Source organism: Pseudomonas laurylsulfativorans (genome assembly GCF_002906155.1).
Classification (GTDB): domain Bacteria; phylum Pseudomonadota; class Gammaproteobacteria; order Pseudomonadales; family Pseudomonadaceae; genus Aquipseudomonas; species Aquipseudomonas laurylsulfativorans.
This window is the reverse complement of sequence record NZ_MUJK01000001.1, coordinates 1,248,995-1,266,193: the sequence shown is the minus strand read 5'-3', so window position 1 is coordinate 1,266,193 and position 17,199 is coordinate 1,248,995. Positions and strand designations below refer to the sequence as shown.

The window sequence follows — 17,199 nt, the reverse complement described above, 5'->3', positions numbered from 1 at the left end:
TCGTCGATCTGATTGCTATCGCCAGCAAGCCGGCTCCTACAGGTCTGTGGACCGAACCGAAGGAAAACGCCGGCAGCCGTCAAAGGCTGTCGGCGTTTTTTTCTGCACCCAGTGAAATGCTTGCCAGGACAAAGTCCGCCGAATACTGACGCCAGGTGGCCATGCCTTCCGCGGAGTCGGTATCGAGCCCTGCGAGCGCCGACATCGAGTAGCGGTTGGTGAACCAGCCCGTGGTGACCAGCGATGCGCTGGCCAGCAACAGGCGTGGGTTGATACCCGCACGAAAATCGCCGCTGGCCGCCCCGCGTAGCAAAATCGCATCGAGTTTGTTGATCAGCGCGGGCGCCATTTCCAGAAAGTGATTGCGGGGTGTCTGGTGCGCGTCGTGATAACGAATGCCTTCCAGCGCCAGGCTGCCGAGAAAAGGGTCAAAGCGGTATTGGTCGAAGAAATGGTTGAGCACGGTCCGCATCGCCAGCGGCGGGGCCAGTTCCTCGACTTTGAGGTTGACCAACTCCGACATGATATTGCTCGACGACTCGTCCAGCACCGCCACGAACAGGCCTTCCTTCGAGCCATAGTAGTGGTAGACCAGTTGCTTGGTGACCCCGGCCTCGCGGGCGATTTCTTCCACTCGCGCACCGGCCAGGCCTTTTTTGGCGAACTCCACCCGCGCAGCCGCGAGCAGGCGATTCATGGTATTGCGCTTGCCCTGTTCGCCACCTTCTCCAGCCTTTACCGCCACCACGTACTCCTCATGCCTGAATGATTCTGGCTATTCACACCTTGAAGCATTTTCCCGGAAGCCTTCGTTTGACCCCGAGTCAAACGAAGCGGAACACCCGTGCCGGCACAACCGCATACCATGGTTCGGCCGCCGGGCAATCTTGGTGTGCAAGCAGAAGAAAAACAAGACTGGAGATCCTGATGAGCAACGAAAGCGCAGCACTGGACCTGGCAACCGCGTATTCCGCCGTCTCGGCAATGTACCGCGGCACTGACCTGGATATTCACGCGGTCTGCCGCGAACAGCGCTTGAAATCGCCGATCTACGAGGGCGACTTCATCACCCAGTTCGGCGTCCCGACCAATGCCGGTACCCAGCAGGGCACGCGCCCGACCTACGCCTTGTTCAAATATCAGGACGTGATGACGGTTCTGCGTGACGGCGCGACCTACACCAGCGGTTTTATTGCCGAAGGTCTGGGTGCGTTTTTCGATGGCTTGATCATCCTGGCCATGGACGGCGACGAGCACCGCAAGGTACGAGCCTTGCTGCAACCGGCGTTCATGCCCGAGACCGTGAATAAATGGCGCCCGCAGATCGACCAGGTGATTCGCCAGGAGTACATCCAGCCGATGCTGTCGGCGAAGAAAGCCGACCTGATGAAGTTCGGTCTCGAATTGCCGATTCGCGTCATGTACGCCTTGATGGGCTTCCCATCGGATGAACCGTCCAAGTACAAGCAATACGCCGCCTGGGCGCTGGCGATTGTCGGTGGCAACCAGATCGACCCGGACAAGATGGTCGAGGCGCGGCGTCAGGCCGGTATCGCCGTCAAGGGGTTGTACGACGCTCTGGAAGAAGTCGTGGTGCAACGACGCGCCGACGGCAGCCAGGGTGACGACGTGATTGGCCGCTTGCTGCGCGCCGAATACGAAGGGCGCACGCTGGACGACCACGAAGTCATCACGTTCACCCGCTCGTTGCTACCGGCCGCCGGCGAAACCACCACGCGCATGTTCGGTTCGGTCATGACCTTGCTGCTCTCCACGCCTGGGTTGCTGGAGCGCGTGAAGGCCGATCGTTCGCTGATCGGCAAATTGATGGACGAAACCACACGCTTTGAACCGGTCGCCACCTTCAAGGTGCGCGAAACCGCCAAGGAAGTGGAATTTCATGGCGTGAAAATCCCCAAGGGCTCTTTCGTCCAATGCATGGTGGTTTCTGCCAACCGCGACGAAGACGCCTTCGAAAACCCCGATGTCTTCGACATTGATCGCAAGCCAAAACCGTCCTTCGGTTTCGGTTTCGGCCCGCACATGTGCATTGGCCAGTTTGTGGCCAAGGTAGAAATCAGCTGCGCGGTCAACGCCATTCTCGATCTGTTCCCCAACTTGCGCCTCGACCCGAGCGAGCCTGTGCCGCAGATCGCCGGTGCACAGCTGCGCGGGGTTTCCAGGTTGCCAGTGATCTGGGACTGAACCTCATTACAACATCGTTTCCAAGCCTTGATAAAAACAACAGAGGGCACTATGAGAACGTTCAAAACCATTCCAGAACGCGGTGATTTCGGCTTTCAACAACTGGTTGGGCCGCACAAGGTGACCGGCGCTTCGATGTCGGCCGAACGCGGTTTCTTCGGCTTGCACTTGAGCAAGAGTTCGCCGTTCGGATCGGTGCGCGATGAGCAGGGCAACATCTATTCATTCGTCCGCTCGCTGATGGCGCCCAATGGCACGCCCAACCCGACCAAGTTCTTCTACCTGAACAACCACGTCGACAACGTCAACCTGCGCATGGACCACGAAAAAATGGCCAAGCAAGCGCTGACACCGTTGCCCGTGCACAGCCTGGAGGGCGATATCGCGCGCTGGGCCAGCCATCCGGATGAGGCCGGAAACGCCTGGGAGATCACCGCCAGCAGCGAACGCCTGACCTGGAAAGAAGAAGGCCTGTTTCACCTCGAAGGCCGCCTGCTCGGCCCGGGGTTGCAGTGGTACTTGCCGGGGGTGGAGTGGGGCACTTTCTATGTTTCGCAATTGTGGGACATCGCCGGTGTGTGCGAAGGGCGTCCGGTAAAAGGCGCCATGGCCCTGGACCAGTTCTACATGGCTGAAGGCGGCGCCATCCACTTCAAGAAAGACCTGGTGGTGAACAACAACAAGCACGTGATCTGGTGGTCGTTTGTCACCGTTTACAAGGACGGCACTTGGGATACCGGCTCCTTCATGGTCGGCCACGATCACTTGGGCTACGCCATTTTCAACAATGAAAAAGGCGAGGTGCGGGTCACCACCGACATCGAAGGGCAAACCGAACACAAGGACGGTAGCTACTTCCTGAAGTCGGCCAGGATCGTGCTGGAAGGCAAGGAAGAGTGGGAATTTTTGCCGGACGAGAAGGGCGAGATGATCGACTTTGTTGGCGGTTTCCCCATTACCGCACAGCAAGAAGGGCGCTGGCGCCGTGTGGGCGATACCCGCGAGCCGTCGCACTGGCTGGGTTGGGGCGAGTCGGACCGGCGTAACGGTTCGGCGCGCAATGTGCCGGGCAAGGATCTCTAAACCTGCCGATTTTCCCTGTGGGAGCAGCCTCGCGATGGACGTGAACGATAACGCGCCAGGTCTGATAGCCAACAGTGCTCTCGGGTTTTTCGCGAGCAGGCTCGCTCCTACAGGGGATTCGCGTTGCATCAGAAGCCTCTACCAATAATAACAATGAGGAACCGCGATGAAATTCCGTGACAAAGTTGTGCTGGTCACCGGTGCCGGCCGAGGCATGGGGCGTGCCATTGCGCTGGCCTATGCCCGAGAGGGCGCCAAGGTCGTGGTATCGGCACGCACCGCTCGATATGGCGAAGAAACCATCGAGCAAATCAGGGCACTGGGCGCCCAAGCCTGCCTGGTCGGCGGCGACATCGCCGATCGCGACGCCATCAAGTCAATGGTGCAGGGTGGCGTCGAGCACTTTGGCGGTCTGGACATCGTGGTGCATTGCGCCGCTGATACCAGCCACGGGCTGATCGCCGAAATGGCCGACGACACCTTCGACCATATCGTTCGCAGCAATATTCAATCGTTGTTCTGGCTGGCCAAGGACAGCGCACCGTACCTGTCCAAAGCGGTCGACAAAGGCCGGCTGATCTTCATTTCCTCCGGCGAAGCCAACCGCAAATACACGCCACGACTGATTGCCTATGGCTCAAGCAAAGCCTTCATGAACTCGTTCGCTCGAGGTCTGGCGGTGGAATTTGGTGCGATGAATATTCTGGTCAACGTCGTCGAGCCAGGACTCATCGGCACCGACCATATGCTGGAAACCCTGGGTAACGATCTGCCGCACAAACTCGCCGCACATTTTCCGGTGGGGCGTCTGGGTGAATCTGCGGACATTGCCAATGCCGTGTTGTTTCTGAGCTCCAACGAGGCTTCATACATCACCGGTACTTCGCTGCTGGTGGACGGCGGTGCCACCATGATCGCGCTGCCCAAAGTCGAAGAAATCCTCAAGGGCCAATAATCAAGTCGCGCATCCGCGCTGGCGGCTGCGCCTGGAGTCAGGTCATGACAACCGAAACACGCAATGGCAATGACAGGTCCCACGGGGGCAATGATTTCTCCGAGTTCAAGCGTGGCTGGAAGGTGGTGCTTCTGGGGCTGTTCGGCATTTGCACCAGCATCACCGCCGCCTTGCTGTATGCCTTCGGCACCCTGGTCATTCCGCTGGAACAGGCGTTTGGCTGGAGCCGGGGCGACTTGCAGGCATCGATCACTTTTCTGTTCGCCGGCGTGGCGATTTCCACGCAACTGGTGGGGCCGCTTTATCGTCGTTACGGCTTGCGCCGAGTGGCGATTGTGTCGATCGTGCTGCAGATCATCGGTTACTTCGCCATTACCCGCATTCAGGGTTCCATTGGCTGGTTGTACCTGGCGTTTTTCAGTATGCCGATTGTCTGTGCAGGCACTATTGCGATTACCTGGACGCAACTGGTCAACCTCTGGTTCGAGCGCAATCGTGGCCTGGCGTTGGCGGTGATCCTGTGTGGCACCGGGCTGATGGCGATGATTCTGCCGCCCCTGTTGTCGCGACTGATTGCCGCCTACGGTTGGCAAGCCGGTTTCATTGCCTTGGGGGCGATGCCTTTGCTGTTCACGCTGCCGTTGTCATTGATGTGGCTGCGCATGCCTTCGCCGCTGGGCAATACCGACTCGACGGAGCAAAAAGCACTTCCTGAACTGAGCGGCCTGTCTTTCAGGCAAGCCTTGCGTTCAGGCGTGTACTGGGGCTTTAACGTCGCCTTGATTCTATCGGTGTCGTTGACCGTGGGCATGGTCACCAACATGGTGCCGATGCTGCAAAGCAAGGGCTTGAGCGCTCAAGAGGCCGCTCAGGTCTTCAGCACCTTTGGCATTTCCATCATCGGCGGTCGATTGCTGGTGGGGTACCTGCTGGACCGCTATTCACCCTCGGTGGTCGCGGCGGTGAGCCTTGCGTTGCCAGCGTTAGGCTGTGCCATTTTTCTGTTCGGCGGCGCGCAGAACACGCCGCTACTGGTGCTCGCCACCTTGTGCATCGGCGCCAGTGCCGGGGCTGAGTTCGACCTCGCAGCCTTTTTGATGGCGCGCTACTTCGGCCTGAAAGACTACGCGCGGATCTTCGGTTTGCACCTGTGCCTGATCACCGTCGTATCCGGCCTGGTGCCGATGCTGTTCGGTCATCTTTACGACGTGTACGGCAGCTACTCAGCGGTACTGGTGTGCTGTTTCTGCTGCGCGATTATCGGCCCGAGCATTCTGTTGTGGCTGAAAATGGAGCCGGCATTTCTGGCGCGTCAACAATCCCTGCAAACACAACAACACGCCTGACCCCTATCCGAGGATAAATGTGCAATGAGCATGGACAAACTCGCAATCGAACACTTCCTGCACGGCCAGATCGACTGCTGGAACCGCGGTGACAAAGAGGGTTTTTTTGCCCACTACCGCAGCGTATCGACCAATGGCTTGAGTATCGAATACCTCGGCAAACCACAGCACGACGCCTGGCAGGTTCTGGAAGGCATGTGGGCGCAGCAGCAACCGAAGATTCGCGTCGAGGTGCGGCAATGCATCGTCAATGGCAATGAAGCGGCGTGCCATCACCTGAATGCCTTTCGCGAGCAGGAAGGCGGCATCGAGACGATAGAGTTGTACCGGTTCGAGGAAGGGAAGTTGTTTGTTCGCTACTTCATCAACATGTAAGCGTCGAAGCTTCAGATATACAAAGCGCAACCTCCTGGTTGCGCTTTGTGCATGGGGTGCTATACGCCATCGGTGGAGAAGGAAAGATGTCGCCAGAGTTCGACTTCGGCGAGCATCTTGTTGAGCTTGTCACTGACCTGCTGATAGGCGTCGGAGCCGGCCAGGTAGCGCAACGGTGGATGCTCACTGTTGGCCAGTTTCACCAATGCTTGCCCCAGCTTCGCCGGATTGCCGGTTTGCTGGTGGTTGTAGGCGGCCGATGCACTTTTGATCTTGGCGGTGAACGCCACGTAATCCTCTAGCCCACGCGTGCCAAAAATCGCGGAGCTGGGATCGAGGAAGTCGGTACGGAACACGCCGGGCTCCACCAGCGTCACCTTGATGCCGAACTGGGCCACTTCCTGGGCCAGAGACTCGGAAAAGCCTTCCACGGCAAATTTCGACGCACAGTAGAGTGCCGCGCCGCCCATCCCCACCACACCGCCCATCGACGACACGTTGAACACCTGGCCGCTGCGTTGCCCGCGCATCACGGGCAGTACGGCGCGGCAGACGTTGAACACACCAAACACGTTGGTTGCAAATTGTTGGTCGGCTTCACTGGCGAGATTGTCTTCGAAGGGCGCCAATTGGCCGTAGCCGGCATTGTTGACCAACACATCGATGCGGCCAAAACGTGCCACCGCAGCCTCCACGGCATTCAATGCCTGAGCCTCATCGGTCACGTCGAGTGCCACGGCCAAAACACGGTCGCCATATTCGGCAAAGACATCTTGCAGCGGTTCGATGCGTCGTCCACTGACCACGACCTTGTCCCCGTCGTCCAGGGCGGCTTCGGCAATGGCGGCGCCCAGGCCGCGGGCCGCACCGGTGACAAACCAGACTTTGTTCATTGCGTTGCTCCAGTCGTTGCAAGAAAAAGCCGCACTCGATGCGGGTGCGGCCAGGGGCTTGGAGGGGGCAGTATCAGTCGCGGTTGGCCACTTCCCAGGCTTTGAGATCGAAGCCTTCTGCTGAGGCTTCGGCGGCGGTCAGCCTGGGTGCGCGGGAGAGAATCTTGCGCGCGGCCATGTGATCGCCCATGCGGTTGCAGGACTCCACGGCCACCAGTCGATCATTGCGGAAGCACAGCACAGAAAGCTGTTTGGCTTCGGCAGAGCCAAGGACCACGGTGCTGTCGTAGCCGTTGGAGAGTCCGGCAATCTGCAACTTGAGGTCGCCCTGATCGGTCCAGAACCAGGGCAGGGCGCCGTAGGGTGCCGGTTTACCCATCAAGCGGGCGGCCACGGCGCGGGCCTGGTCAACGGCGTTCTGCACCGACTCAAGGCGGGTATGTTTTTCATCGTTTTGCAGGCAAGGGAAATTCGCAACATCGCCCAGGGCCGAGATCCGAGGGTCAGAGGAGAGCAGGTTGGCATCCACTTTGATGCCGTTCTCGATGGCCAGGCCTGCTTCCGTTGCCAGTTGTGCATTGGGGATTACGCCAATGCCAAACACCACCAGGTCGGCGGGCAGGGCACGGCCGTCGGCGGTTTGCACGGCGCACACCTTGCCGTTGTCGCCATCGATGCGGCTCAATCCCTCGCGGAAGTCGAAGTGCACGCCCCATTGTTCATGTGCCTGGCGGAACAGTTCGGACATCTCGCGGGACACCGCACGCGCCATCGGTCGCTCGGCCAGTTCCAGCACATGCACGTTGGCCCCCAGCGCCGCGGCTACCGCGGCGAATTCCAGGCCGATGAAACCGGCGCCGATCACCACGACATTGCGCGCTGCCTTTGCCAGTGGCGCCAGTGCATCGGCATCGGCTTTGGTCTTGATGCCGAATACTTGCGGCAATTCGGCCCCCGGCACCGGCAAAGGGCGATTGTGTGCGCCGGTGGCCATGACCAGGTGGTCATAGTGGATGGCATCTCCCGAGGCCAGGACCACCCGACGGTTCTGGCGGTCAATCGCCGTTACCTGGTCATGCAACAACTCTATGCGCTGGGTGGCATAAAAGTCGGCAGGACGGAACAACAGGTTGGTGTCCTGGATCTTGCCAAGCAGGTACGCCTTCGACAGCGGCGGGCGCTGATAGGGCAGGCCGGGCTCATCACCGATCAGGGTGATTTGGCCTTGGTAACCTTCCTGGCGCAGTGAGCTGGCAACCTGGAAGCCGGCTTGGCCAGCACCGACAATAACGACTGAGGCGAGGGTCATGACAACTCCTTGGGGCGTATTCAGAATTGCGATGAAGGCAGGTGCAACACCATGCCGTCCATCTCTTCGCTGATGATCAATTGGCAGCTCAGTCGACTGTTGTCGCGACGCTCGAAGGCGTACTCGAGCATGTCGTTTTCCATGCTCTCTGCTGCTTGCACTTTGCCCAGCCAGGCTTCGTCGACATAGGTGTGGCAAGTGGCGCAGCTGCAGGCGCCGCCGCAGTCGGCGGGAATGCCCGGCACCGAAGCAAAGGTCGCGGCTTGCATGACCGATTGGCCGATGTCGCCTTTGACCTGATGGGCGGTACCGTTGTGTTCGATAAACGTCAGAGTGGGCATGTTCTGCTCCGGTTTTGTTGGAGTGGTTCAGGAATGGCTGGGCAGTGCCTGCGCATCGAAGCGCGGCACTCGGCCAAGGGTCAGTAGCAGCAGGGGACCGATCAGGCAGCAAATAGCGCTGTACACCAACATGGCGGTGTAGGAACCGGTGCTTGAAAGCAGATAGGCGAAGAGCAGCGGCGCGAGTGCCGAGGCCACGGTGTTCAAGCCCTGATGGACGCCAAACAGACGGCCGTATTCACGCAGGCCGAAGTAGCGGGCGATCAGGAACGCAGCGATATCGAACTCCGCGCCGGCACCGAAGCCGACCAGTATCGCCGCGAGCATGAGGGGCGCGAACTCGACAGTACCGCTGAGATAGACCAGGCAACCGACGGCCGGTAGCACCAGGCTGATCGCCGACACCGCCGGTGGCCACAGACGGTCCAGCAGGTAGCCGATGAGCATTCGCCCGAAGATCAGCGAGATGCCGAAGCAGCTGAAAATCGTGGTGGCATCGGCCGCTGAAAGCCCCTTGGCCTGCAGCATCGGAACCGTGCTGGTGACCATGCCGACAATCGACGAAATCACCAGGCTCAATGCCAGGTTGCAGGTCCAGAATTTCAGTGAGCCCATGCCTTCGCGAAAACTCACCCCCGGCAGCTCCGCCAGGGCCTTGTCGTCGTTGCTGTTGCCGGCTGCGGTGGGCAGTTTGAACCACAGCAGAATCAGCGGCAGCAGCACCAACAGGTTGAGCAGCGCGAGGATCACAAAGGCTGCGCGCCAATCCCATTGTTCGATGCCCCAGGCCATCAACCGAGGAATGGTGGCGGCGGTCACCCCGGTGCCTGACAGACCGATGGCCAGCGCCAGGCCGCGATTGCGGTCGAACCAGAGACTCAACAGCTGTGTCCAGGTGACGGCCAGTGCACCCATGCCGACGATGGGCAGTAAGGCAAAGGCTAAGTACATCGACCAGATCGAGTGGGTCAGTTGGGTGGTCGCCAGGTAGCCGAGCGACAACAGCAACAGTGATATGACGGTCACGCGCTTGATGCCGTAGCGCAGGTTGAACCAACCCACGAGCTGCAACGACACGACCGCACCACCAAACAAGAAGGTAATGCAGGCCTGCAGTTCGCTTTTGCTCCAGCCAAACGCATCGCCCAGCGGTACGACCAATGTGCCGAAGCCATAGAGCAGGGCCGCGTTGATGCTGATGGCAACGCCGGCGACCGCCAGGATGAGGATCTTCCAGCCCTGTCGGAACTCGTGAAGATCAATGGCCGCTTCATTTTTTGAAGGGTGCATGGGGTTGGCTTCCTTATAGGTTTTGTTGAGCCAAGCACTGCTGCAAGGAGGGGAGAACCACCGCTTGCAGATTCTTTAAACAGAATCCGATCTTTTATTCAGAATAAAAACAGGATTTTCGCTTTGTCCAGCAGAGCTATCTGACTCACAGACAAACGAATTTCCTGCGTCGAACACACCTTTGAATCAGTCTGTTCAACATCCCGTCGCCTCAAGCCCACCAAGGTGTTTTGCAGGCGCCGATGACTGCCAGCATATCCGCGCTAAAAATTAATTGCACATAAAATAAATAAGTGTTCATAATTTGCCGTGACTGGACCTGATAAGGAGAAAAAAAGTGAGTTCAGAAAAAGCGCAATTCAAGGCCGTGGCAGACCGTAGCCGCTGCTGTGGTTACGGCTTGTGTGCCGCGATCTGCCCCAGCCTGTACAAGCTTGATGCCGATGGCCTGGTGTACATGGACGATGCCCGTGTACCGCCCGAGTTGGAGGAGGAGGCCCGTGAAGGTGCCGCCGCCTGTCCGGCCGAGGCCATCTGGCTTGAGCCCATCACCCCGGAAGACGAAGCCGTTTGATGGCGTGAGCACCAGTCGTCACTGATAACCACAGAGTTGAGGATGTGCGGATGGGACGTTTACACAACAAAGTCGCGTTGATCACCGGTACCGGTGGTGGCCAGGGCCGGGCGGCAGCGCTGCGTTTTGCCCGTGAAGGGGCGATTGTGGTCGGTTGCGACTTTAACGCCGAAGGCCATGAAGAGACGGCAGCCTTGATGCGAGCCGAGGGCTTTACCCTGTATGGCTCGGCCCCCGTCGACCTGGGCGATCACGAACAGGCCAAGGCCTGGATCGATGCCGCCGTCGTTGAGCACGGGCGCATCGACATTCTGTACAACAATGCATCCGCCGCACGTTTCGGGCTGGTCAGCGAACTCTCGGTCGAAGACTGGCAGTTCACCATGCGTAACGAAATCGACCTGCTGTTCTACACCACCAAATATGCCTGGAATCATTTGGCCGAGCAGCGCGGGGTGATCATCAACGTGTCCTCCACGGCGGCATGGGGTGGTTCAAAAGTGGCCGGTATTTCAGCGCATTCTGCCGCCAAGGGCGCTGTGGTGTCGTTCACTCGGCAAGTGGCTGTGGAGGGTGCGCCATTTGGCATTCGGGCGGTCAGCTTGAGCCCGGGATTTGTCGCTACGCCGGGCACTCGGCCATTTCTCGAAGACCCGAAAATGCGTGCCATGTTGCTGGACGGGGTCTTGATGGACCGACCTGGCGAGCCTGAAGAAGTGGTGGCGATGGCCGTTTTCATAGCTTCTGACGAAGCGTCATTCATAACCGGTTCGGACATCGTCATCGACGGCGGATTGCTGGCGATTTAGTACACACGACGTCAGGGCAGGTGCCATTGGCACCTTTTCATCTCGAACAATAACAAGGTGAAATAACGTGGACATCATTGGTATCGGTTACATGGGGTTCGAGACCCCCAACCTCGAAGCGTGGCGTGAGTATGGCCCGCAGGTGATGGGCTTCGGCATTGGCAAGAATCCCGAAAGTGATCCGGAGTCGCTGTACTTCAGAATCGACGATCGCCGCCATCGTTTTGCATTCCATCCAGGCAAAGTGGACAGAATTGCCTACATTGGCTGGGAAGCGGTAGGGCGCATGGCCTTCGAGGACGGTATCAAGAAGCTGGCGGCGGCCAATGTTGAATACATCCGTGGCGACGCTCAGTTGTGTGAAAAGCGCGGCGTGCGCGAGTTGGTACGTTTCCGCGATCCGGTGGGCTATCAACACGAATTGTTTTACGGGCAAAAGTGGTTGCCGTGTTCGTTTCAGCCCGGTCGCCCGCACAGCGGTTTCCTTGCCGATGAACGTGGCGCCGGCCATGTGGTCCTGATCACCCCGGACTACACCCCGGAACTGGAAGACTTCCTGCTCAACGTCATGGGCTTCAGCTGGTATGGCGCCGGTGCTGGCAAAGGTCGCACTGGCTTCTTCCGCTCCAAACTCAATCATCACACCAGTCATGACATTGCCTATGGTCACGGCCCGGGTCGCATGGGGGTGCAGCATGTCGGGCTGTTTGTGCGCAATGTGCGCGACGTCGGTGAAACCTACGACATCGTGCGCCAGCGCGAACTGCCGATGATGATGACCCTCGGTCAGCATGCCCAGGACCCGCACCTGTCCTTCTACCATTTCAACCCGTCCGGATTTGCCTTCGAGACCATTGCTGAAATTGAGCCGTGGCAGGGCGACCCCTACGAGTTGAACCCGGAGAAACTCAGCCTGTGGGGTCACGAAATGGTCGGGCCGATTCTCGGTGCCAGTGTCAAAACGCCGGAAGAAGTGCTCGATCCCGAGTACCTGCCCATCTACCTGGCCAAGCACTGACATGCGCCTGGCGCGGGTCGAGGTGGCGGGGCAGGCGTTTTGGGCGTTACTCGACGCCTCTGCCGATCGCCTGCGCAGGATCAATGCGCCGTTCGCTCGCTGGGCCGGGCTGGGTGCGGGCCAGGTGGCGGACGTGCTTGATCTGGACGACGAGTGGTTGCCGCTGTCGGCGGCACGGCTGCTTGCGCCGCTGGAGCCTGGTGGCCGGGTGTTTGGCGTGGGGCTCAATTACCTCAGTCATCTCAAACGCCTGGGCAGCGATGCGCCGGCTCATCCACTGGCTTACATCAAGCCTGAGTCAGCACTGATCGGCGCAGAGGACGAGATCGAATTTCCACCGTTGACCCGCCAGCTCGATTACGAAGTGGAACTGGTCGCCGTGGTCGGTCGGCCATTGCTCGCAGAGCCCAACGCCAGCGATTGTTTGCTGGGATACACGGTGGGTAATGACATCAGTGCGCGCGACGCCGGTAAACAGATTGGACGCCTGGACCTGTTAACCCAGAAAGCCATGGACCGCACCACTCCGGTGGGGCCCTGGATCGTGACGGCGGACGAGTTGGGTGTAACGGGGCAACCGGCACTGGATATGCGTCTGAGCGTCAATGATGAACTACGTCAGCAAGACAATACCCGGCAGATGATTTTCGGTCTGGATGAGTTGCTCAATTATCTGGACGCACGCATCAGCCTGCGTCCCGGCGATCTGGTGTTTACCGGTTCCACCCACGGTGTGGGCCTGGAAAGCGGGCGCTTTTTGCAACCGGGGGATCGGGTCGAGGCGCAGATTCAAGGCATCGGTCGACTGCGCAATACCATCGCGCTGCCACGCCAGCTCAACCCGGCGCGTGCCGTAGGGCGGTTGGGCCAGCCGCTGGAAAACTAACCACTGATTTCAACCGGCTGAAACGCTGAGGAGTGATGATGAGCGAGGGCTCGGCGTGGGCGCCGTTTCGCAACAAGGCGTTCCGCGGCTTGTGGCTCGCAGGCGCCGTGATCAACATGGCGATCTGGATGCAGACGGTCGCTGCGGCGTGGATCATGACCACGTTGACCACATCCGCGGCCATGGTCTCTCTGGTGCAAACCGCCGTGACCTTGCCGGTATTCCTGTTTGCTTTCCCCGGCGGCGTGATTGCCGATCGGGTGGAGCGTCGCCGCTGGCTGATCATTACGCAGTGCATGATGCTGTTCGCCGCGTTGGTGCTTTGCGCACTGGCCTATAGCGCGCATCTGGAAACCTGGGGATTGTTGGCGTTTACCTTTGTGCTAGGCACCGGCAGTGCCTTGGGGATGTCGGCGTGGATGGTGATCATGGTCAGCGTGATTTCACGGGATCAGGTGCCAGCGGCGGTGTCATTGAACGGCATCGCCATCAATGCGACTCGGGCCTTGGGGCCGGCGCTTGCGGGCGCCCTGATCGCCTGGTGGAGCACCGCCTCGGTATTCCTGGTGATCGCGCTGTGCTTGTTCGCCGTGTTGCTCTTCCTCTTTAGCCTTAGGCCGAATCCGCCGGCGGTGGGCTTGCCACCGGAAACCCTGACTGGCGGCATGCGCAGTGGTCTGCGCTATATCCGGCATTCGGCGGTGCTGTTCAACGCGCTGAAGCAGGTATTGGTGTTTACCAGCAGCGCCAGTGCCTTGTGGGCATTGATGCCATTGGTGGCCAAGCAGCAATTGGGCATGGAGGCGGGCGGCTACGGCTTGCTCATGGCATTTCTGGGAGCGGGTGCCGTGCTGGCTGCACTGATCTTGCCGCGCTTGTATCGCTCGGTGAGCATGCGTCACTTGCTGATCTGCGGCACCGTTGCCTTTGCTGCCGCCACCCTGACCGCTGCGCTTTCGCGCAATCGCTATGGGGTCTGCGTGATGATGTTGCTTGCAGGGTTTGGCTGGATGGCGGTCAACGCGACCATTTCCACGGTTGTGCAGACGTACGCCGCCAACTGGGTGCGTGCACGGGTTGCGTCGGTCTACGTATTGATCCTGATGGGGGCGATGGCGGCTGGCGGCGCGTTATGGGGCGCGCTGGCGCAGGCGTTGGGCGTCAGGGAAAGCCTGTTGCTGGCGACGCTTTTATTGTTGGCCGGTATCCTGCTGACGCGTAACGGCCGGATAGAGCTGGGGCAGGAAGCGGATTTTGCCGAAGTACAAATGGCCGACAATCCGCAACTGGGCAGCCCGGTGTGTCATTCCGAAGGGCCGGTTTCGGTGGAGATCGTCTATCAAGTGACCACGCCCGACCGCGACGATTTCCTCAAGGCCGTGTATGCCGTAGGTAAGGCGCGGCGACGCAACGGAGCGCAGAACTGGCGCCTGTACCTTGACATGGCGGACCCGCAGCTTTACAGCGAGCGCTTCATTGTCGAGTCATGGCTGGAGTACCTGCGCCAGCAGGTGCGGGTGACCCAGGCAGACCAGACCCAGGAGCTTCTCCTTGAGCGTTTTCGTCGCGAAGACCTGCAAACCCGTCGGCTCATTTACCAGCCTCTGGAGAAACAAACTCACTAAATCGTTCGGATAATTCCCAGTTAAAACTTTTCCGTTGCCATCAATTCTCAGGTTAGAATGCCGGCACCTCAAAGTTACTGGATCGGGCATGGACTTCACTGACGTCAGCGACACCACCAAATCGGCCGGCGCAACCCTCGTCAAGCCCGTTTCCAACGCTATACGCATCCTGCGCTACCTCAGCCAGGTGGGGACACCGGAACGCTCGGTGGACATCGCCCGCCAGCTGAAAATCAACCCCAGCACCTGCTTCAACATCCTGCGTACCCTGGTGCAAGAGGACGTGGTCGACTTCAGTGCCCTGTCCAAGCGCTACTCGGTGGGCTTGGGCCTGGCGCGCCTGGTCGAACAACTGGTCACCCAGGGTCACCGCATACAGATGGCCAAACCCCTGTTGCAGAACCTGGCTGCGCGCCAGCGGGTGACCATCACCCTGTGGCGCAAGGTGAGCCCGGACCGTATCGTCATTGTCAGTTCCGCTGCCAGCCCGACCGATGTGCGCATCGATATGGCCGAAGGTCAGCGACTACCGGTTTTGATGGGTGCCAGTGGGCGCTTGTTCGCCACTCAGATCGACCTTGACGACCCAGAGGTACAGAACAGTTTCGAGACCATTCGATGGGCCCAGCCATTATCGCTGGAAGTTTACCGCGAAGAAGTGAGGCAAGCTGCCGAGCGGGGCTGGGCCTTGGACGACGGACATTTCTCCGGGGGAATTCTTGCGATTGCCGCGCCAGTCTACTCGCCGACCCACAGCATCGACTTCACGGTTTCCGCGGTGATGTTCCGCGGACAACGGGATGAAGAAGGCCTTGCCGACCTGGGCAAGGCACTGATCGAGTTCTGTAGCGAAGTAGCCGGCGTTCTCTATTGAGACGCTGCGTTACTCGCGCACCAGCAACAGGCTGCCCCCCAACGGGCCGCCACCGGCTGCCACCGTACTGACGCTGTGTTCACGGGTTTGCCGGCCTTCGGCACGCCCCCACAGTTGCAAACACGCCTCATGCACATAACCCAGCCCATGGGTTCGGCCACCTGAAAGCTGACCGCCGTTGGTATTGAGCGGCAGGCTGCCATCCAGTGCGATGCGGGTGCCGCCTTCAACGAAGGCGCCGCTTCCCCCGGTCGGGCATAGGCCCAGGGCTTCCAGCCAGATCATGGTCAGAATCGAAAAGCCGTCATACAACTGCGCGGAGCCGACGTCCTGCGGGGTGTAGTCGGTACGCGCCCACATCATCTGGCCGACGTCGAAAGCAGCCATTTTGGTCAGCGAGATCTGGTCCCATGACCACGGCTGATTCAACGCAGCGCCCATCGCCTCGATGCGGATGGGTTTGTTCGGCAGGTCCTGGGCAATATCACGGCGCGACAGCACAATGGCGGTGGAGCCATCGCAATGCACGTCGCAGTCGAACAGGCGCAGTGGCGAGGAAATCATTCGCGAGGCCATGTAGTCGTCCATGCTCATCGGCGTGCGAAACACCGCCTTGGGGTTGCGCATGGCGTTCTGGCGACACGTCAGGGCGATTTGTGCCAGTTGCTCCGGGCGGGTGCCGTATTCATGGAAGTGACGCTGGGCATACAGCGCCATCAGATTGGTAGCCGACAGCACATTGAAGGGCGTGAACCACTGCCAGGCGTAGCTGCTGTCGCGCCCCTGGGTCTTGTTGGTCAACGCGCTCGCCTGTTTGTTGACCATCCGGGCCGACGCTTCGGTGATGGTACGAAACACCAGCACGTGCTTGCACAAGCCCGCTGCAATCGCCATGGCACCGTTGATCACGCCGGTGAGCGGGCCGGGCCCTTCATAGCCGCCACCGAACCAGTTGACGTTGAGCCCCAGAGCGCTTTTCAGGGCGCTGGGGCCGACCGGCGAAAACGGGTCGCCATTGTTGTTATCGCCCGGCCAGCAAGCCACGCCGTCGATGTCGCTGCGCTGCAGGCCGGCGTCAGCAATGGCTTCGAGGCAGGCATCGAGGGTCAGGCGCATGGCGGATTTGTTTGACGGTCGTCCGATTTCCGATTGGCCGATGCCGGTGATGGCGACGTCTTTTTCATAACGATGATCGAACATCACTGATCCTTCTCGAACAGAGGCAACCAGACATCCTCGACATTGAGGAAGCTGACCCGTACCGGCATGTCGATGTGCACATCCTCGACCGGCATCCCCACCACATTGCTCACGAATTGCAAGCCGGGTTGCTCCACCAGCTCGATGATCGCGACCACATAGGGCACTTCCAGGGCGGGGTTCCAGGCCTGGTAGTTGATGGTGTAGCTGAGCACTTTGCCCTTGCCCGACACCGCCTGCGGCGCCACCTCGAAGCTGGCGCAGTGCGGGCACAGCGGGGCGGGCGGATGGAAATACCGGCTGCAGGCCGCGCAGCGATGAATGAGCAATTCGCCCTGTTCGCCGCCTTGCCAAAAGGCGCGGTTATCGGCGTTGAGTGCAGGAAGTTTTCTAGGCATCAGCGGTCCGCAGGTGAA

General features: G+C 59.8%; 18 protein-coding genes. 11 read left to right on the top strand and 7 right to left on the bottom strand.

Annotated features, from left to right (window positions below; all coding sequences use genetic code 11):
• Nucleotides 1-79: 79 nt before the first annotated feature.
• The gene (locus tag B0D71_RS05625) at nucleotides 80-745 is read right to left on the bottom strand and encodes a TetR/AcrR family transcriptional regulator (protein ID WP_095967374.1); all 666 of its coding nucleotides are present in this window, start codon (nucleotides 743-745) and stop codon (nucleotides 80-82) included.
• A gap of 182 nt (nucleotides 746-927) precedes the next feature.
• Here B0D71_RS05625 and B0D71_RS05620 point away from each other — a divergent pair, with 182 nt between their 5' ends.
• The 5 genes from B0D71_RS05620 (at nucleotide 928) to B0D71_RS05600 (ending at nucleotide 5,964) form a co-directional block, all read left to right on the top strand.
• Nucleotides 928-2,205, top strand: coding sequence for a cytochrome P450 (locus B0D71_RS05620; protein ID WP_205885967.1), 1,278 nt, complete (start codon nucleotides 928-930; stop codon nucleotides 2,203-2,205).
• Nucleotides 2,206-2,256: 51 nt separating this feature from the next.
• Nucleotides 2,257-3,288, top strand: a complete 1,032-nt coding sequence (locus B0D71_RS05615) for a hypothetical protein (RefSeq protein WP_103393857.1) — start codon at nucleotides 2,257-2,259, stop codon at nucleotides 3,286-3,288.
• A gap of 166 nt (nucleotides 3,289-3,454) precedes the next feature.
• Complete coding sequence (locus B0D71_RS05610; protein WP_103393856.1) at nucleotides 3,455-4,243, top strand: SDR family NAD(P)-dependent oxidoreductase; 789 nt, start codon at nucleotides 3,455-3,457, stop codon at nucleotides 4,241-4,243.
• A gap of 44 nt (nucleotides 4,244-4,287) precedes the next feature.
• Nucleotides 4,288-5,589, top strand: a complete 1,302-nt coding sequence (locus tag B0D71_RS05605) for an MFS transporter (protein ID WP_103393855.1) — start codon at nucleotides 4,288-4,290, stop codon at nucleotides 5,587-5,589.
• Nucleotides 5,590-5,613: 24 nt separating this feature from the next.
• Nucleotides 5,614-5,964, top strand: coding sequence for a nuclear transport factor 2 family protein (locus B0D71_RS05600; RefSeq protein WP_103393854.1), 351 nt, complete (start codon nucleotides 5,614-5,616; stop codon nucleotides 5,962-5,964).
• 59 nt (nucleotides 5,965-6,023) lie between these two features.
• Here the strand turns inward: B0D71_RS05600 and B0D71_RS05595 are convergent, their stop codons facing one another.
• The 4 genes from B0D71_RS05595 to B0D71_RS05580 form a co-directional block, all read right to left on the bottom strand.
• Nucleotides 6,024-6,857, bottom strand: a complete 834-nt coding sequence (locus B0D71_RS05595) for an oxidoreductase (RefSeq protein WP_103393853.1) — start codon at nucleotides 6,855-6,857, stop codon at nucleotides 6,024-6,026.
• Nucleotides 6,858-6,930: 73 nt separating this feature from the next.
• Nucleotides 6,931-8,166: an NAD(P)/FAD-dependent oxidoreductase gene (locus B0D71_RS05590; protein ID WP_103393852.1), complete on the bottom strand. Its 1,236-nt coding sequence runs from the start codon at nucleotides 8,164-8,166 to the stop codon at nucleotides 6,931-6,933.
• 20 nt (nucleotides 8,167-8,186) lie between these two features.
• Nucleotides 8,187-8,507 carry a 2Fe-2S iron-sulfur cluster-binding protein gene (locus tag B0D71_RS05585; protein WP_095967323.1) on the bottom strand — a complete coding sequence of 107 codons (321 nt, stop codon included), beginning with the start codon at nucleotides 8,505-8,507 and terminating at the stop codon, nucleotides 8,187-8,189.
• A 27-nt stretch (nucleotides 8,508-8,534) separates the two neighbouring features.
• Entirely contained in the window at nucleotides 8,535-9,797 is a 1,263-nt protein-coding gene (locus B0D71_RS05580; RefSeq protein WP_103393851.1) for an MFS transporter, read from the bottom strand.
• Between the two features lie 337 nt (nucleotides 9,798-10,134).
• Here B0D71_RS05580 and B0D71_RS05575 point away from each other — a divergent pair, with 337 nt between their 5' ends.
• From B0D71_RS05575 to B0D71_RS05550, 6 genes are all read left to right on the top strand, one after another.
• Nucleotides 10,135-10,371 (top strand): ferredoxin, encoded by a 237-nt coding sequence (locus B0D71_RS05575; protein WP_007942510.1) that lies wholly within the window; start codon nucleotides 10,135-10,137, stop codon nucleotides 10,369-10,371.
• A 50-nt stretch (nucleotides 10,372-10,421) separates the two neighbouring features.
• Nucleotides 10,422-11,180 carry an SDR family NAD(P)-dependent oxidoreductase gene (locus tag B0D71_RS05570; protein WP_103393850.1) on the top strand — a complete coding sequence of 253 codons (759 nt, stop codon included), beginning with the start codon at nucleotides 10,422-10,424 and terminating at the stop codon, nucleotides 11,178-11,180.
• A 67-nt stretch (nucleotides 11,181-11,247) separates the two neighbouring features.
• On the top strand, nucleotides 11,248-12,198 hold the full coding sequence (locus B0D71_RS05565) for a VOC family protein (protein WP_103393849.1): 951 nt from the start codon (nucleotides 11,248-11,250) through the stop codon (nucleotides 12,196-12,198).
• Between the two features lies 1 nt (nucleotide 12,199).
• On the top strand, nucleotides 12,200-13,084 hold the full coding sequence (locus B0D71_RS05560; protein ID WP_103393848.1) for a fumarylacetoacetate hydrolase family protein: 885 nt from the start codon (nucleotides 12,200-12,202) through the stop codon (nucleotides 13,082-13,084).
• Nucleotides 13,085-13,122: 38 nt separating this feature from the next.
• The gene (locus B0D71_RS05555) at nucleotides 13,123-14,709 is read left to right on the top strand and encodes an MFS transporter (protein ID WP_103393847.1); all 1,587 of its coding nucleotides are present in this window, start codon (nucleotides 13,123-13,125) and stop codon (nucleotides 14,707-14,709) included.
• An 88-nt stretch (nucleotides 14,710-14,797) separates the two neighbouring features.
• The gene (locus B0D71_RS05550; RefSeq protein ID WP_103393846.1) at nucleotides 14,798-15,583 is read left to right on the top strand and encodes an IclR family transcriptional regulator; all 786 of its coding nucleotides are present in this window, start codon (nucleotides 14,798-14,800) and stop codon (nucleotides 15,581-15,583) included.
• 9 nt (nucleotides 15,584-15,592) lie between these two features.
• Here the strand turns inward: B0D71_RS05550 and B0D71_RS05545 are convergent, their stop codons facing one another.
• The gene (locus tag B0D71_RS05545; RefSeq protein WP_103393845.1) at nucleotides 15,593-16,783 is read right to left on the bottom strand and encodes a thiolase family protein; all 1,191 of its coding nucleotides are present in this window, start codon (nucleotides 16,781-16,783) and stop codon (nucleotides 15,593-15,595) included.
• The gene (locus tag B0D71_RS05540; RefSeq protein WP_103394029.1) at nucleotides 16,783-17,181 is read right to left on the bottom strand and encodes a Zn-ribbon domain-containing OB-fold protein; all 399 of its coding nucleotides are present in this window, start codon (nucleotides 17,179-17,181) and stop codon (nucleotides 16,783-16,785) included. The genes B0D71_RS05545 and B0D71_RS05540 overlap by 1 nt, the downstream gene beginning before the upstream one ends.
• Nucleotides 17,182-17,199 lie beyond the last annotated feature (18 nt).

Bases quoted from the DNA above. Each gene is read 5' to 3' on its own strand.
- B0D71_RS05620 (WP_205885967.1), top strand. From the start codon at position 928: ATGAGCAACGAAAGCGCAGCACTGGACCTGGCAACCGCGTATTCCGCC.
- B0D71_RS05580 (WP_103393851.1), bottom strand. From the start codon at position 9,797: ATGCACCCTTCAAAAAATGAAGCGGCCATTGATCTTCACGAGTTCCGA.
- B0D71_RS05600 (WP_103393854.1), top strand. From the start codon at position 5,614: ATGAGCATGGACAAACTCGCAATCGAACACTTCCTGCACGGCCAGATC.
- B0D71_RS05605 (WP_103393855.1), top strand. From the start codon at position 4,288: ATGACAACCGAAACACGCAATGGCAATGACAGGTCCCACGGGGGCAAT.
- B0D71_RS05590 (WP_103393852.1), bottom strand. From the start codon at position 8,166: ATGACCCTCGCCTCAGTCGTTATTGTCGGTGCTGGCCAAGCCGGCTTC.
- B0D71_RS05570 (WP_103393850.1), top strand. From the start codon at position 10,422: ATGGGACGTTTACACAACAAAGTCGCGTTGATCACCGGTACCGGTGGT.
- B0D71_RS05610 (WP_103393856.1), top strand. From the start codon at position 3,455: ATGAAATTCCGTGACAAAGTTGTGCTGGTCACCGGTGCCGGCCGAGGC.
- B0D71_RS05615 (WP_103393857.1), top strand. From the start codon at position 2,257: ATGAGAACGTTCAAAACCATTCCAGAACGCGGTGATTTCGGCTTTCAA.
- B0D71_RS05550 (WP_103393846.1), top strand. From the start codon at position 14,798: ATGGACTTCACTGACGTCAGCGACACCACCAAATCGGCCGGCGCAACC.
- B0D71_RS05555 (WP_103393847.1), top strand. From the start codon at position 13,123: ATGAGCGAGGGCTCGGCGTGGGCGCCGTTTCGCAACAAGGCGTTCCGC.
- B0D71_RS05540 (WP_103394029.1), bottom strand. From the start codon at position 17,181: ATGCCTAGAAAACTTCCTGCACTCAACGCCGATAACCGCGCCTTTTGG.
- B0D71_RS05560 (WP_103393848.1), top strand. From the start codon at position 12,200: ATGCGCCTGGCGCGGGTCGAGGTGGCGGGGCAGGCGTTTTGGGCGTTA.
- B0D71_RS05585 (WP_095967323.1), bottom strand. From the start codon at position 8,507: ATGCCCACTCTGACGTTTATCGAACACAACGGTACCGCCCATCAGGTC.
- B0D71_RS05545 (WP_103393845.1), bottom strand. From the start codon at position 16,783: ATGTTCGATCATCGTTATGAAAAAGACGTCGCCATCACCGGCATCGGC.
- B0D71_RS05595 (WP_103393853.1), bottom strand. From the start codon at position 6,857: ATGAACAAAGTCTGGTTTGTCACCGGTGCGGCCCGCGGCCTGGGCGCC.